At 73.5% G+C, this 14,683-nt stretch carries 12 protein-coding genes; 6 read left to right on the top strand and 6 right to left on the bottom strand.

All coding sequences use genetic code 11. The annotated features are described in order from the left end of the window. Positions 1-66: 66 nt before the first annotated feature. On the bottom strand, positions 67-1,176 hold the full coding sequence (locus tag LCY71_RS06625) for a radical SAM/SPASM domain-containing protein (protein WP_225335575.1): 1,110 nt from the start codon (positions 1,174-1,176) through the stop codon (positions 67-69). Positions 1,177-1,275: 99 nt separating this feature from the next. Between LCY71_RS06625 and LCY71_RS06620 the strand changes: the two genes are divergently transcribed. The 6 genes from LCY71_RS06620 to LCY71_RS06595 all read left to right on the top strand — a co-directional run bounded on the left by LCY71_RS06620 (position 1,276) and on the right by LCY71_RS06595 (position 7,239). Continuing rightward, complete coding sequence (locus LCY71_RS06620; RefSeq protein WP_225335574.1) at positions 1,276-1,596, top strand: Htur_1727 family rSAM-partnered candidate RiPP; 321 nt, start codon at positions 1,276-1,278, stop codon at positions 1,594-1,596. Beyond that, positions 1,593-2,798, top strand: a complete 1,206-nt coding sequence (locus LCY71_RS06615; RefSeq protein ID WP_225335573.1) for a TIGR04347 family pseudo-SAM/SPASM protein — start codon at positions 1,593-1,595, stop codon at positions 2,796-2,798. Before LCY71_RS06620 ends, LCY71_RS06615 begins: the two co-directional genes overlap by 4 nt. 87 nt (positions 2,799-2,885) lie before the next feature. After that, positions 2,886-4,118 (top strand): hypothetical protein, encoded by a 1,233-nt coding sequence (locus LCY71_RS06610; RefSeq protein ID WP_225335572.1) that lies wholly within the window; start codon positions 2,886-2,888, stop codon positions 4,116-4,118. A gap of 61 nt (positions 4,119-4,179) precedes the next feature. Next, positions 4,180-4,815: an IS6 family transposase gene (locus tag LCY71_RS06605; RefSeq protein WP_225335571.1), complete on the top strand. Its 636-nt coding sequence runs from the start codon at positions 4,180-4,182 to the stop codon at positions 4,813-4,815. Between the two features lie 305 nt (positions 4,816-5,120). After that, the gene (locus tag LCY71_RS06600) at positions 5,121-6,119 is read left to right on the top strand and encodes a hypothetical protein (protein WP_225335570.1); all 999 of its coding nucleotides are present in this window, start codon (positions 5,121-5,123) and stop codon (positions 6,117-6,119) included. Positions 6,120-6,285: 166 nt separating this feature from the next. Next, entirely contained in the window at positions 6,286-7,239 is a 954-nt protein-coding gene (locus tag LCY71_RS06595) for an AAA family ATPase (protein ID WP_225335569.1), read from the top strand. A gap of 98 nt (positions 7,240-7,337) precedes the next feature. On the opposite strand, the gene LCY71_RS06590 is transcribed toward LCY71_RS06595, so the two are convergent. The 5 genes from LCY71_RS06590 to LCY71_RS06570 all read right to left on the bottom strand — a co-directional run bounded on the left by LCY71_RS06590 (position 7,338) and on the right by LCY71_RS06570 (position 14,651). Next, positions 7,338-7,979 (bottom strand): DUF2270 domain-containing protein, encoded by a 642-nt coding sequence (locus LCY71_RS06590; protein WP_373325158.1) that lies wholly within the window; start codon positions 7,977-7,979, stop codon positions 7,338-7,340. 204 nt (positions 7,980-8,183) lie between these two features. Next, positions 8,184-9,800: a DUF7519 family protein gene (locus tag LCY71_RS06585; RefSeq protein WP_225335567.1), complete on the bottom strand. Its 1,617-nt coding sequence runs from the start codon at positions 9,798-9,800 to the stop codon at positions 8,184-8,186. After that, a complete protein-coding gene (locus tag LCY71_RS06580; protein ID WP_225335566.1) occupies positions 9,797-11,215 on the bottom strand; it encodes a DUF58 domain-containing protein in 1,419 nt (472 codons plus the stop codon). The genes LCY71_RS06585 and LCY71_RS06580 overlap by 4 nt, the downstream gene beginning before the upstream one ends. Continuing rightward, positions 11,212-11,907 (bottom strand): DUF7269 family protein, encoded by a 696-nt coding sequence (locus tag LCY71_RS06575; protein WP_225335565.1) that lies wholly within the window; start codon positions 11,905-11,907, stop codon positions 11,212-11,214. Before LCY71_RS06575 ends, LCY71_RS06580 begins: the two co-directional genes overlap by 4 nt. Next, a complete protein-coding gene (locus LCY71_RS06570; protein ID WP_225335564.1) occupies positions 11,907-14,651 on the bottom strand; it encodes a transglutaminase TgpA family protein in 2,745 nt (914 codons plus the stop codon). The genes LCY71_RS06575 and LCY71_RS06570 overlap by 1 nt, the downstream gene beginning before the upstream one ends. Between the last annotated feature and the right edge of the window lie 32 nt (positions 14,652-14,683).

Below are 14,683 nucleotides of genomic sequence, written 5' to 3'. Positions count from 1 at the left end.
GGCGTCGCCGCGGCCGCGGATCACGTCGCTCGCGTGTCGTTCGCTCCGCTCACTCCCGCTCGCCAGTCACGAGGGTCCTCCCTCCGGTCGGACCCTCGTATCCCACGGCATCGGCCCGTCGTACCCCTCGGGCACGTAGGGACACAGCGGGTCGCTGGCCAGCGGATCGCCGGTCGTGGCATAGGCCCGCGAGCGGCTGCCGCCACAGACCTCGCGGAACTCGCAGGACCCGCACTTCCCGCGGAGGCGGTCGCGGTCCCGCAGTGCGGTGAACAGATCGGAGTCGCGGTAGACCTCGATCAGGTCGTCGTCGCGGACGTCGCCGGCGGACTTCGGCAGGAAGCCGGAGGGATAGATCTCGCCGGTGTGGCTGACGAAGGCGAAGCCGTCGCCGGCGACGATGCCGGCGCGGCGCTTCGTGCCGCCGCCGTCGCCGCCGTCCGCCGCCTCGCCGCGACGGCGCTGGAGTCCCACGCGGCGGAAGTGCGGCGCTTCGGTCGTCTTGATCCCGAACGGCCGCTCCTCGCGGACCTCGTGGAGCCAGTCCATGACGTCCTCGGCCCGCTCGGGCGAGATGGGGTCGAGGACGGCACCGCGGCCGACGGGGACGAGGAAGAAGACGCTCCACAGCACCGCCCCGAGGTCGGCGACGCGGTCGGCGATCGCGGGGAGGTCGTCGACCGTCTGGGCGCAGACGGTGGTGTTGATCTGCAGCGGCAGTCCGGCCTCCGTCGCCTGGCGGGCGGCCCGCAGCGTCGCGTCGAAGCTGCCCGCCTCGCCGCGGAAGGCGTCGTGGCGCTCGGCCGTCGAGCCGTCGAGGCTCAGCGCCATCCGGCGCAGGCCGGCGTCGGCGAGGTCGTCGATGGCGTCGCCGGTCAGCCCGTCCGTGCCGCTGGGCGTGAGCGTCATCGACAGCCCGGCGTCGGTGCCGTGGTCGACCAGTTCGACGAGGTCGGGCCGCTTCATCGGGTCGCCGCCGGAGAGGACGACCAGCTGGCCGTCGCCAAAGTCCGCGGCGCGGTCGAGCAGGGCCTTGCCCTCCTCGGTGGAGAGCTCGCGCGGGTGGCGCGATGGCTGGGCGTCGGCCCGGCAGTGCTCGCAGGCCAGCTCGCAGGCCTGGGTGACCTCCCAGATGAGGACGAAGGGGCGCTCGCTCGTGTCGGCGGGCGGTCGCATGGCCGGTCCTACGACGGCCCCCGTGAAACCCCTCCAGCGGATTCTCAACCGATGGGAACGCCCGGCGGGGGTTTGAAGGCGCGAGGGGTAAGCCGAGGTATGACAGAGGACGCGACCGAGCTGGACCACAAGGTCGACGCGCAGCGGTCCTCGACCGCCCTGGAGTGGGAAGTGTTCGTCCGAGAGGCCGACCGCAGGGAGGCCTCGGACAGAGCGAGCGGGAGCGACCGCAGGGAGCGACACGCGAGCCGCGACGGCGACCCGCTGACCCACGCCGGCAGCGTGACCGCGCCGACCGAGGAGATCGCCGTCGAGCAGGCCGAGAAGCTGTTCGGTCACGCCGCGACGACGCTGTGGCTCTGCCCCGCGACGGAGGTGACCCGGCGCACGACCGAAGCGCGTGCGCTGGCCGAGCGATGATCTCCGTCAGCAAGCTCCTGTGCGACCTCGACGCGGAGGGCGACGGGCTCCGGTACGACGCCGCCGAGGAGTCGGGCAAGCCCCAGATCACCGAGGAGAAGCAGCGCCGGCCCGTCGTCGTCTGGAACGTCACCAGGCAGTGCAACCTCTACTGTCAGCACTGCTACGCCTCCGCCGACACCGAGACGGCGCCCGGGGAGCTGTCGACCGAGGAGGGCAAGACCCTGCTCTCGGAGCTGGCCGACTACGGCGCACCCGTCGTCCTCTTCTCCGGGGGCGAGCCGCTGGTGCGGGACGACCTCGAGGAACTGATCGCCCACGCCGCTGACCTGGGGCTGCGACCGGTGCTCTCGACCAACGGGACGCTGATCACCGAGGAGCGCGCCGCCGACCTGCGGGACGCCGGCCTCCAGTACGCCGGCGTCTCCGTCGACGGCCTGCCCGAGCGAAACGACGCCTTCCGCGGCGAGGAGGGCGCGTTCGACGCCGCCGTCCGCGGCATCGAGAACTGCCTCGACGCCGGCCTCAAGACGGGGCTGCGCTACACCATCACCGACCACAACGCGCCGGACCTGGAGGGCGTCGTCGACCTGCTGACCGACGTCGGGCTGGATCGCTTCTGCTTCTACCACCTCGACTACGGCGGCCGCGGGACGGAGATCCTCGACGCCGATCTCACGCCCGAGGAGCGCCGCGAAGCCGTCGAGCGGGTCTGCGACATGACCCGCGAGTACCACGACCGCGGCGAGGAGATCGAGACGCTGCTGGTGGGCAACTACGCCGACGCGGGCTTCCTCGTCGAGTACGCCCGCGAGCACCTCGGGACGGAGCAGGCCGAGCGCATCTACCAGTACCTCCGGGTCAACGGCGGTGACCCCGCCGGCGAGCGCGTCGCCAACGTCGACTACCAGGGCAACGTCCACCCCACGCAGTTCTGGCAGGGCTACTCGCTGGGCAACGTCCGCGACCGCCCGTTCGGGGCGATCTGGGAGGACGAGTCCAATCCCGTCCTGCGGGACCTCCGGGACCGCGACGACCGGCTGACGGGGAAGTGCGCCGACTGCCAGTATCAGGACGTCTGCCGCGGCGGCTCCCGGCTCCGCGCGCTGACGGTCCACGACGACCTGTTCGCGCCCGACCCGCAGTGTTACCTCACCGACGAGGAGGTCGGCGTCGCAGACGCCCGGGCCGCGACGCGGTAGTCCGGTCGGCCTCGCAGACGCCAGTTCGGCCGAAGGTTGACGGGGCAGTCGCTCGTCTCCACGGGTACGGGCGACCCCGTCGACACGATGGCGACTCGATCCAGCACGGAGACCGAGAACGGCGCAGACGGCACCGAGACGACGCAGCAGCGCACGTCGCGCTGGTCGCGGCGGTTCGTCCTGGCCGGAGCGGCGTTCCTGCTCTGCTGGCAGGCCGCCGCCCTCGCGGGCGCCGGTCGCCGCGCGGCCGTCGCCCTCGGCGTCCTCGGGTTCGTCTTCCACACGATCTTCGGCAAAGCCTACTCCCTCCTGCCGACGTACTTCGACCGGACGCTGGCGACGGCCCGCTGGCTACCGGTCCAGTTCGCGCTGACGGTCCCGGCCGCGGCGCTGCTGGCCGTCGACGCCGCGTTTTCCGCGCCGCTCGCCGGGCTCGCCGGGGCCGTCCTCTGGACCGCCGGCGTCGCCGTCTTCCTCGGGACGCTGCTGTGGACGATTCGGGACAACCTCACCGGCCGCGAGACGGGCACCGGCGAGTCGAAGGCCCACCTGCGGCCGACCGACAGGATCGCCAACGCCGTCGTCCCCGTCGCGCTCGCTTACCTCGCGCTCGGTTCGTACGGCGTGCTCGGCGGACGCGGGCCCGTCCCCGCCCTGCTGGACGGGTATCCGCCCCGCGCGACGCACCTGCTGGCTGCCGGCGGGGCCGCGCTGGTGCTGTTCGCCGTCGGCTTCCGGCTCCTGCCGCGCTTCCTCGCGGTCGCGCCGTCGCGGCGGCTTGCGGCGGTGGTCCTGTCGGCGGGAGCGATCGGCCCGGCGCTACTCGCCGTGGGGTTGCCCGCAGGCCCCCTGTTCCGCATCGGTGCAGCCGTCGAGGCGGTCGCCGTCGTGGGGTTCGCCGCGGGCTACGCGCTGCTGTTCGTCCGCTCTGACAACGACCGCGTCGGGTTCTACGGCGTCCTCGCTGGCGCCGGTACGGGCGTCCTCGCCGCGCTGCTGGGCGTCTCGTTCGCCGTCGCCGGCGTCGATCCGGCCCTCGCCGCGGCCCACTACCGGCTCAACGTCCTCGGGCTGCTGGGGCTGTCGATCGTCGGCGTGAGCTACCAGTTCTACCCCCCGGCGGTCGGCCGGTTCCGCGGCGCCGGTGACCGCACCGCGCTCGCGGCCATCGGGCTCGTCGCCGCGGGACTGCTCGTCGAAGTCGCGGGTCTGACCACGGCGGTCGGCCTCGCGGCGGTCGCCGGACGGGCGCTCGCGCTGGCCGGGGCTGCAGTCCACCTGTACCTGCTCGCGGGGCTGTTCAGACAGCAGTACGGTTGACGGGTCCGCGGTCGTGTTTAGTTAAGCGTGAAAAGTGAGGCGGGTGAATTTCTTGGTGTCCATGCCAGAAATCGCCCGCCTCAGTGGTAGTAGCGACTGGATTGATTTGGGTTTTGTGGAGCGCGAGCGGACACCCGAGCCGGCGATGATGCTGGGTATTCGATCGCACGTTGCGGGGCTATCGCTGTCGAATACCGTCGATTTACTCGCCAGTCTGGGTGTCGATCGATCGCGGAAAGCGATCCACGATTGGGTGCAGAAAGCCGATTTACAGCCAGAATCAGGGAAATCGCCGAATCAGATCGCGATCGACGAAACGGTGATTCGGATCAACGATCAGCAATTCTGGCTGTACACCGCTGGCGATCCTGCCACGAACGAGCTGCTTCACGTCCGGCTTTTTTCGACGACGACCACCGCTCTCACCGAAATATTTTTCCGCGAACTCCAGCAGAAACACGACGTCGAAACAGCCGAATTTCTCGTTGATGGCGCCCAACACCTCCAAACTGCACTCCAACGAGCAGGCCTTCGATTTCAGATATCTCGCCACGGAAATCGGAATGCTGTCGAACGGATTTTTCGAGAACTCAAGCGCCGAACGTCGTCGTTCTCGAATTGCTTCAGCCACGTCGAACCGGACACAGCCGAAAACTGGCTCCAGAGTTTCGCTCGCTGGCACAATGCTTCTAACTAAACACTACCTCACTGCACCCCGTCCGTCGCACCGACGCGGTCGGCGGGCCGGGTGAGTCGCGTTCCACGTCCGGGGGTCCGACATCGCCGGTCACGCGGCGGCAGCGACCCGTTCTCCTCGCTTGCATCGATCGCTCCGCTCAGTGTTCGGACCGCACGACCCGGGCCGATCCAGACCGGGCCGCAACATGTCGTCTGGCCTGCAGAGGCAAGCAGAAGCATCTCCCCCGCTTGGTGGCTACCCCCACACGGCCCCCGAAGGGCCGCGGAGCAGTCAGGTGACTCATTAGAGTCACGACTATCACCATGCCACGACGCAACCAGAACCAGAACCGGGGCGGACAGAGCGGACGACGGAACCAGCAGCAGGGCCGCAGCCGCGGCGGACAGCACTCGGCACAGAGTCAGCAGCGCGATCAGCAGGGCCAGTTCACGGGCCACCAGGGCGGCCAGCAACAGGGCTACGGCCAGCAAGGCGGCCAGTATAGCCAACAGCAGGGCGGTCAGCAGCGCGGGAGTCAACAGGGTCGCTCACGGGGCGGCCGCCACTCGGCGCAGAGCCAGCAGCGCGACCAGCAGGGCCAGTTCACGGGTCAGCAGGGCGGCCAGCAGTATCAGCAGGGCGGCCAGCAGCGAGGTCAGCAGCAGGGCCGCCAGCAGCAGAGCGGTCAGCGGTTCGGCGGCCAGCAGGGCCGCAGCCGCGGCGGACAGCACTCGGCCCAGAGTCAGCAGCGCGACCAGCAGGGCCAGTTCACGGGCCACCAGGGAGGTCAACAGCAGCGAAGCCAACAGCAGGGCGGCCAGTACGGCCAGCAGCAGGGCAGCCAGTACGGCCAGCAGCAGGGCGGCCACTACGGCCAGCAGCAGGGCGGCCACTACGGCCAGCAGCAGGGGAGTCAGCGGGGTCGCTCCCGCGGTGGCCGCCACTCGGCACAGAGTCAGCAGCGCGACCAGCAGGGCCAGTTCACGGGCCAGCAGGGCGGCCAGCAGTACCAGCAGCGAGGCCGACAGCAGGGCCGCCAGCAGCAGAGCGGTCAGCGGTTCGGCGGCCAGCAGGGCCGCAGCCGCGGCGGACAGCAGTCGACACAGAGCCAGCAGGGCGGCCAGCAGTACCAGCAGCGAGGCCAGCAGCAGAGCAGCGGACAGCAGAACCAGAGCAGCGACCAGCAGAGCAGCACCCAGGGAAGCAGTAGCCAGCGGGGCAACACACGAGGGCTGACGCAGGAAGCTCGATCGCGCGGCGGCACGCACTCGGCGCAGGAGCAGGAGCGCAACGAACAGGGCCACTTCGCCGGGAAGGACTGATCGGCCACGCGCCCCGTCCGTAGCCGGTTCTCCGTCCGAACACCCCGAGCCCGGACCGCCCACCGGGCCGGGGCAGTCGGTTTTTCGCGTCCGCCCGCCGATGCCGGGCTCACACTGAACTCCCGCCAGGCGCAGGCTATTAGACCGAGGCCACCCAGGCCCAGGTATGGATCACGAGACGGCCGCCGAGGCGTGCGACGAGATCCTCGACGCGGTCGGGAGCGCGGTCATCGCGGACGACGAGTTCCTCGAAGCCGTCCTCACCGGGATCCTCGCCCGGGGCCACGTCCTCCTGGAGGACGTCCCCGGGACGGGGAAGACGCTGACAGCCCGGAGCTTCGCCGACGCGCTGGACCTGTCCTTCCGGCGGATCCAGTTCACGCCGGACCTGCTGCCGGCCGACATCACGGGCTCGAACGTCTACGACGAGGGGGCGGGGACCTTCGAGTTCGCGCCGGGCCCCATCTTCGCGAACGTCGTCCTCGCCGACGAGATCAACCGCGCGCCGCCGAAGACCCAGGCGGCCCTGCTGGAGGCGATGGGCGAGGGACAGGTCACCGTCGACGGCGAGACCCACGACCTGCCCGAACCGTTCTTCGTCATCGCGACGCAGAACCCCGTCGAGCAGGAGGGCACCTTCGGGCTGCCGGAGGCCCAGCGCGACCGCTTCGTCGTGAAGACGGCGATGGGCTACCCCGACTTCGACGGCGAGCGGGAGCTGATCGACCGGCGGGCCGACCGCACCGCGCAGGCGCCCGGCGTGACGACCGTCGTCGAGGGGGATCGCATCGCCGACCTCCAGCGGGTCGCCGAGTCCGTCCGGGTCGACGGCAAGGTCCGTGACTACGTGGTCGAGCTCGGGCGCGCCACCCGGCGGGACGAGCGGGTCGACGTCGGCGTCTCGCCCCGCGGCGTCCAGCGGCTGTTCGAGGCCGCCCGCGCCCGCGCCGTGATCGAGGGCCGGGACTACGCCGTCCCGGAGGACGTCGCCCGCGTCGCGGAGGACGTGTTCGCCCACCGGCTCGTCCTGACGGCAGACGCCAGCGTCCGCGAGGTCGACCCCGCCGACGTGGTCGCCGACGTTCTCGACCGCGTCGAGGTGCCCGCCGTCTCGCCCTGACGGCGGGCAGTTCGCCCGTCGACCGCTGTACGGTATTTAATACCAGTTGATGGTAGCAGATGCCAGCGAACGGTAGCAAATGGTACGTCGCCGCCACGTCAGTCGTGATCGAGGTCGCCCCGGTCAACGTCGCCGCCGGTCTCGGTCGGAGCAGCGGCGTCCGGCACGAGCGCCAGCGCCAGGAGGGCGGCGTAGGCGACGCCGACCGCGCTCAGGACGATCCAGCCGGGCGTCTCGCTGATGCTGGCCGCGGCCACCAGCGGCCCGTCGGCGCCGTGCAGGCGGAACAGCCAGACGAGCAGGAGGCCGAGCAGGAGCGGCAGGTACACCCGGCGGAGCCGGTGGGCGAGCGCGTAGTGGAGCGGCATCTTCGTCCCCGGCCGCCGGTAGTCCTCACTGAGCCGGCGGCGCCAGTCGCGCTGCTCGACGCCCTGTGAGGGGTCCAGGGCCTCGGCGAACAGGTTCTCCTGCATGGAGCGCACCCGCGAGCGCCAGATGTCGTAGTGCTGGAACCGTCGGGCCTCGATCCACAGGAAGACGATCCCGATGGCCATCGCCACGAGGATGATCGAGTGGGCGATCTCGTCGCTGGAGAAGGCGTAGGCCAGGATGGCGCCGATGATCGTCACCGCCCAGTTGGTCGTCGAGTCCAGCCGGGCCCGCCAGTTGACCGCGCGGTCCACCTCGCCGCGATAGAGGTGCGCGACGACCGATCCCAGGCCCGAACTGTCGTCTACCATGTCGCGCCCGATCTCGCGCGCCTCCTGCGTCGTCGGATCGAACGACTCTGAATCGGACGCCTCGGGATCGGTCTCGGTCCGACCGGCGTCCGACGCGCCGGACTCGGTCGGATCCGACTCTGCCCGGTCCGATTCGGCCTGGTTCCGATCCATGTCACCGGACATACGGTTCGGCCGGAGAAACGTCTGTCGCGCCCCGGTCCGCTACTGGAGCGCCACGACGAGCGACACGAACCCGATCAGAACGGCCAGCAGGCCTAGGGCGACCGTGCCGCCGGAGACGGCGACCGCGTCGCCGCCGACGTCGGCGAGCAGGAGGGCCACCCCGGCGCCGACACCGCCGACGGCGAGCGTGCCCCCGGCGTGGACCAGTTCCGTCCTCCGAGTGTCCGCGTGTCGGCCGACCTCCTCGCCGAGCGTGGCGCCGAACTCGCCGACGTCCCAGACGAGGACGGCGGCGACCAGCGCGCCGAGGACGACGGCCGGATCGACCGCGAGGACGCCGGCGAAGGCCGCGGCGGCGAAGAGGTTGCCGCTGGCGACGGTGACGCCCGCGGTGCGGTCGTCGACGTAGCCGAGGGACATCACGAACCAGAGCGCGGCAAGCACGACGGCGGTCGCCAGCCCCGCCGTCCCGACGGCGGCGAGCGCGATGGCGCGCGCGCCGACGACCTCGACCACCCGGCCGGCGACCAGGTCGAACTGCTCGCCGATGGCCCCGGGGAGGGTCCCCGCGACCCACTGGACGGCGCCGTCGACTGTGGGTCCGGCGACGGCGGCCGCGACTAGCGCCGCGGCGGTCCCGACGGCCAGCGGCGCGACGACGCCACCGACGCGCTCTCCCGAGGTCCGCGCGGCCCACCGGAGGGCGGCCACGACCGCGAGGACGGCCAGCCCGACTAGCACCGTCCACAGCGCCAGCGACCGGAGCCCGCGGGCGGTCGTGACGACGGTCAGCAGGTCGAACGCGACCCCGGGCAGCAGCGAGGCCATCCCGTCGGCCCCCAGCGCGAACTCGAGCAGGCCGACGACGGGGACGGGCGCCATCGCGGCCAGTCCGACCTCGGCCAGCCGCTCCTGGCCGCGCTCGACCGCCGCGGCCGTCTCCCGGTCGGCGACGAGTTCGGTGACCGGCAGCGCGGCGACGGCCTTCGCGGACAGGTACGTCGCCGCCCCGACCAGCGCGAGGGCGGTAGCGAGGTGCGGGCGGACGGGGGCCGGGTACAGCACCGTCCCGATGAACCCGACGGCGGTGCTCGCGACGCCGCCGACGCCGCCGATACCGGCGTCCTGACCCGTCTCGGCCGCGAGGGCGAGCGTCCCGGTGACGACGCCGGCGAGGCCGAGCCCGAGCGGGACGAGCGTCGTCGTCAGCGCCACGCCCGCGGCCCGCTCGACATCGGCCCGCTGCGGCCGGCCGACCGCGGTCAGGCCGGCCCCGAACACGGCGGTCACGCCGCCGACGACGACCATCGCCTGGGCGACCATCCGAACGGCCGTGCCGGGCAACTGCTCGGCGGACGGGACCGGGAACAGCGTCCCCGAGAGGACGAGCAGCGTCCCGGCCGTCGCCGCGGCGATGCCGGCGCCGACGGGGAGCACCAGCAGCGAGGCGACGGTCGATCCCGCCGCCCGTCGGTCGTGGCCAACGGCGCGGACCAGCAGCGCCATCAGGACCGCCCCGGTGGCCCCGAGCGCGGCCGGCGTCGCGACGCCCGCCTGCAGGACCAGCGCCGCCGCGGCCGCGACGGCGACGGTCACCGCGACGGCCGTACTCGCCCGGGTCGGCCGCGCGCCGTCCGCCGGATCGAGGTCGGTCACTGGACCACCCCCGACGACCGGAGGGCGACGTCGACGGGCCGGTCGAGATCCCAGTCGACGGCGCTCGCGCCGGCCAGTTTGACCGCTTCCAGCCGGAACGCCCGCTCCGCGGCGGCGACCCGCTGGCCGACCGTCTCGCCCCGCGCCACGTCCGGGCTGACGACCGTCGTCGGGTACCCGCGCGCGGCGAGGCTCCCGACGAGGCCGACCGGCCAGTCGTCCAGCAGGGGCGAGTAAACGACCACCTGCGCGGTCGGCGGCAGACGGGCCAGCAGCGCCTCGGTCGCGTCGTCGAGGTCCGTCTCTCCCCCGTCCGCGGCGGCGGTCACCTCGTCGCCCGCGGCCGCCGTACCGGTCGCGTCGTCCGCGCCCGTCGTCGCGTCCGGTGTGGCGTCCGCCGCGGCCGCTGGGCCGTCCCGCTCGCGCTCAGCGCCCCTCGCGCTCCGCGTCGCGGCGTTCCCGACGCCGTCGAACAGGCGGGCGGCGCGGGGGTCGGCGGCACCGGCCGCGTCGACCCACGCGAGGCCGTCCGGGCCGCGGCCGCCGGGCACGTCCTCGTCGGCGAGGCCGACGGCGGCGACGCTGGCGACGGCGCTCCCCCGGCCGAGGGCGGCCAGCGTGCGCTCGGCGGCGTAGGCGGCCAGTTCCGCGCCGGTCGGGTAGCCGGGTTCGGGCGCGACGCGCGCGACCGGGCGCGCGTCGACCACGAGGACGGTCCGGACGGACTGCTCCCGCCGGTACTCGACAGTCGTCAGCTCGCCGGCCTTGGCGTACCGCCGCCAGTCGATCCGGTTGACGGGGTCGCCGTGCTGGTACTCGCGGGTGGCGTGGAACTCGACGCCGCTGCCGCCGCCGTCGCTCGGCTGGGTGCCCGCCCGCGGCAGCGTCGCGTCCGAGGGCGGTGCCTCGTCGACGGCCGTCGCGCTGGTCAGCGAGGTCGCTCCCCCGGCCGCGACCTCGGCGGTCGCGACCGCCGTGGCCGCCAGCGGCCGCAGGCGGACGACGGGGTCCCCGAAGGCGTAGCTCCCGCGCTTGGCGACGAGTTCGTAGGTGACCTCGGCGGACTCGCCCGGCCGGAGCGACCGGCAGCCCCGCGGCGACCCGTCGACGACGACCAGTTCCTCGGGGACGCCGTCGACGACGCGGACGTCGGTCAGCGCCCGGTCGCCGGCGTTCTCGACGGTCAGCGTCACGCGGACGGGCTCGCCGGGCGTCGGCTCCGCCGTCTCGACTCGGCGTCGGGCCCGCAGGTCGACCTCGGGCGGCACGCGCGCGAGCGCGCCGTGGAGGACGTACGCGAGCGGGACGGCCGTCGCGGCCAGCAGGAACGGCTCCGCGGTCAGCAGCGCGACGCTCACCAGCGTCAGCGTCCCGACCAGCGCCATCCCCCACCGGCGGACGCGGCGCGCCGTCATCCGGCGACCTCCTCCTCGCCGTCGACTGCGCCGTTCGCCGTCCCGCGGGCTGTCCCGTCCCCGCCGGGCGCCCGCACCGAGGCGGCCAGTCGCTCCGTCGCGGCCACGGTCCGCTCGATCCGGCGGCGGCGCTCCCGCCCGGGATCCAGCCACAGCAGCAGGCGCGACCAGACGGGGTGGTCCGGGTCGCCGTCGGCCAGGAACGCCGCCGCGGTGCGGTCGTCGGTCCACCGGCCGTCGCGGACCGCGGTCCGCGCCTCGTCGCGCTCGGCGCCGGTCGCCCGGGCGTGCGCCGTCGCGGCCACCTCGCGCAGGCGCTGGCGGACGGCCACGACGGCGCCCCGGTCGCCGTCGGCAGCGGCGTCGACCAGTTCGTCCAGGTCGCCGGCGACCGCCCGACCGCGTCGCGCGGTGGCGTCCTCGGGCGGTGCCGCGACCGCCTCGTCGAACGCGTCCGGGTCCCGATCCGTCGGGTCAGTGCGGGCGGCGGTCCGGGAGGCCCACGTCAGGTACAGGCCGACGAGCACGCTGCCCAGAAGCAGCGCAGTCCGCCGATTATCCCCGGAGAACGACCGGGCCAGCGCCTCGACCGCCGGCAGCCCCAGGGCGAGGTCGGGCGCGAACAGGAGGACGGCCGCCGCGAGCGTCGTGACGGCCCCCAGCGTCCCGAACAGGGCCACGCGCGTCCGCATCAGTCGGCCACCCCCGCGTCGGCGCCCGCCGGCGACTCGTCGACGCCCTCGGCGTCGCCGGCGGTGCTTCCGGTCCCGCCCTCGCCGTCGCCCTCGCGCCGCTGGACGGTTCGCCGGATCTCGGCGACGGCCTCGCGCACCTCGGCGACGCGCTCGTCGGGATTGCGGTCGCCGTACTCGACGGCGCGGAAGGCGTCGACGAGCGTCCAGACGGCGTCCGCGGGCAGGTCGTCGCGCTCGACGGCGTGGTTCCCGATGGCCGCGGGCGTGCGGATGCGTGGGCGCCGGAGCGAGACGCTCTCGAGGAACTCGGCCCACGCGTCGCGGACGGTCGCGTGGGACCCTTCGGGACCGGCGTCGCCGGTCGCGGCGGCCGTCGCCCCGGCCGCTGCGCTCCGGACCTCGGCGCGGCGCGCCGTCAGCCAGTCCCGCAGCGCGGCGAGCAGCTCCCCGGGCGAGCGCCGGCCGGCCGCGAGCGACCGCAGGTGAGCGGCGGTCAGGCGGGCCCGCGCCCACAGGCGCCCGACGGCCCGGTCGGCGACGGCCCCCAGCGCCACGAGCGCCGTCGCGAGCATGTCCGGGAGGCGCCGGAGTGTCCGGTCGATCGTCGCCGGATCGATCCCGGAGCGCCGCGCCAGCAGGGCCGCGCCGCCCAGGACAGCCAGCGCGGCGAGGACGGGCGCGGCGAGGTTGACGAAGAGCCCGCCAACCGTCTGCTCGGCCCGCTGACCGTGGCGCTCGACGGCGACGTCGGCGGCGCCCGCGAGCGGGAGGCGGGCGGTCGCCGTCCCGTCCACGGCCGTCCCGCCGACCCGCTCGCCGTCGACCGTGACGGTCGCGCCCGGAACCGGATCGCCGCCGAGGGTCGCCTCGACGACGACGCCGGTTCCCGGGAGAGCGAGCGGCGCCGTCGGCGTCACGCTGACGTTCAGCGCCGCCAGCCGCAGCGTCCGCTCGCCGGCGACGGGGTCGCGCTCGACCCGCACCGTCACGTTCCCGGTCTCGTCGGGGAGGGCCACCGCTGCCTGCCCGCCGGCGTCCGTCCGGCCGACCCGCTCCCCGTCGACGAGTAGCGCGGCGCGGCGGACGGGGACGCCGTCGACCGTCGCGGTGACGGTCACCTCGCCGCCGGTGACGGCGTCTCCGTCGACCGAGAGCGTCGCGTTCGTCGGCACGTCGAACGTGGAATCGTCCGCGTCCGCCGTCCCCTGCCGGGGCGCGTACAGCAGGTCGGTCGACTGCGCGGCGTCGACGTCCACGAGTTGCGGGTCCGCCGACTCGTCGACGTCGACGCGTAGCGTCTCCGCGTACGGTACCTCGCCGACCACCTGTCCGTCCTCGTCGGTCACGCCGACGCGCTCGCCGTTGAACGTGACCTCGGCGCCCCCGACGGGCAGCCCGTTCCGCGTCACGCTGACGGTCACCGGCGCGCCCGGCGCGGCGGAGCGGTTGAGCCGAACCGTGTACTCCCCGACGCTCCGCTCGCGGTCGCTCCCGTCCGTCGCGTCGTCGCTGCCGTCGCCGGACTCGTCGATCTCGCCGTCCCCGTCGCCGGCCGCACCGGGCGTTCCGTTCGCGTCGCTCGCGTTCGTGCTGAACTCCTCGCCGGGACTACCGGTCTCCGTGGCCTCGTAGTCGCCGCTGCGCTGTTCCTGGTAGGATTCCCGTTCCTGTTCGAGGCGCTCCTGGCCGGGCGTCGGGTCGAAGCGGACCCAGCCCCGGTCGGGGAAGTACACCTCGACCCAGGCGTGGGCGTTCATCCCGCGGACGGTGTAGGTGTCCTCGGCCGTCCGCTCGCCGGTCGAGTACCCGACGACGTAGCGGGCGGGGACGTCCTGCGTGCGCAGCATGGTCGCCATCGACGTGGCGTAGTACTCGCAGTACCCCGCCTCCATGTCGAAGACGAACTGGCCGGCGACGTCGTCGCCGCCGGGCTCGTCCACCCCCAGCGAGTACTCCTTGTTCCCCTCCAGCCAGTTCTCTATCGTCCGGGCCGTCTCGTAGGGGTTGTCGGCGTCCGCCGTCAGCTGGTCCGTGAAGGGCTTCAGCCGTCCGTCTGTCTCGGCGGGGAGCTGTGTGTACCGCTCTCGAATCCCCTCGGGATAGTCCGTCCCCGCGGTCCGGAGCGCGTCGGGGTCCCGCTCCGGGGAGTAGCTGACGCCGTCGTAGGTCGTCCCGCCCGGTAGCGCCGCCTCGGCCCGGACGGCGCCGGCGTCGGTGAGAAGGACGTCGTCGCGGGACACCTCGCTCGGCCGCCAGACCGTCGGTAGCGCCGTCGCCGACCGGTTCAGCCGGACGCGGTAGTGGACCTCCTCGCCGCGCCCGTCGGCGATCCCCAGGTCGCCGTCGGTCGGCGTCGGCTCGCCGCTCCGGGCCCACCCGTCGCCCTCGTAGACGTCGTAGGCGCCGGTCCGCCAGTAGCTCGCGCTGGTCGACTGGACGACGAAGTGGGTGTCGGCGCTCTGGGAGCGCATGGCGCTCTGGCCGCCGAGGTCGCCGCCGACGCCTGTCTGCGAACCGGGATTCAGCGCGCCGAGGCCGCCCGCGCCGCTGCCCGCGCCGCCGCCGTCGCCGACGTCCGGGGGCTGGGGCACCAGCGACTCGGCCGGGGTGGTCGTCCCCTGGGGGGCGAGGGCGGGGACGGCCGTCGCGGCGACGACGACGGCCAGCAGACAGACGAGTGCGGCCAGAACCCGCGGGTAGTCGCGGCGGCCGTCGGTCTCGAACGACGAGTCGTCACTCATGGCTCACGCGGGAAGTGTAACCGTTCGGAGGA

The organism is Halomicrobium urmianum, assembly GCF_020217425.1.
Taxonomy (GTDB): domain Archaea; phylum Halobacteriota; class Halobacteria; order Halobacteriales; family Haloarculaceae; genus Halomicrobium; species Halomicrobium urmianum.
The sequence above is the reverse complement of the archived record's forward strand: the minus strand, read 5'-3'. Positions and strand labels throughout refer to the sequence as shown.

Excerpts from the sequence above, each read along its gene's own strand:
- LCY71_RS06625 (WP_225335575.1), bottom strand. The coding sequence starts at position 1,176 with ATGCGACCGCCCGCCGACACGAGCGAGCGCCCCTTCGTCCTCATCTGG.
- LCY71_RS06620 (WP_225335574.1), top strand. The coding sequence starts at position 1,276 with ATGACAGAGGACGCGACCGAGCTGGACCACAAGGTCGACGCGCAGCGG.
- LCY71_RS06615 (WP_225335573.1), top strand. The coding sequence starts at position 1,593 with ATGATCTCCGTCAGCAAGCTCCTGTGCGACCTCGACGCGGAGGGCGAC.
- LCY71_RS06610 (WP_225335572.1), top strand. The coding sequence starts at position 2,886 with ATGGCGACTCGATCCAGCACGGAGACCGAGAACGGCGCAGACGGCACC.
- LCY71_RS06605 (WP_225335571.1), top strand. The coding sequence starts at position 4,180 with ATGCCAGAAATCGCCCGCCTCAGTGGTAGTAGCGACTGGATTGATTTG.
- LCY71_RS06600 (WP_225335570.1), top strand. The coding sequence starts at position 5,121 with ATGCCACGACGCAACCAGAACCAGAACCGGGGCGGACAGAGCGGACGA.
- LCY71_RS06595 (WP_225335569.1), top strand. The coding sequence starts at position 6,286 with ATGGATCACGAGACGGCCGCCGAGGCGTGCGACGAGATCCTCGACGCG.
- LCY71_RS06590 (WP_373325158.1), bottom strand. The coding sequence starts at position 7,979 with ATGGTAGACGACAGTTCGGGCCTGGGATCGGTCGTCGCGCACCTCTAT.
- LCY71_RS06580 (WP_225335566.1), bottom strand. The coding sequence starts at position 11,215 with ATGACGGCGCGCCGCGTCCGCCGGTGGGGGATGGCGCTGGTCGGGACG.
- LCY71_RS06575 (WP_225335565.1), bottom strand. The coding sequence starts at position 11,907 with ATGCGGACGCGCGTGGCCCTGTTCGGGACGCTGGGGGCCGTCACGACG.
- LCY71_RS06570 (WP_225335564.1), bottom strand. The coding sequence starts at position 14,651 with ATGAGTGACGACTCGTCGTTCGAGACCGACGGCCGCCGCGACTACCCG.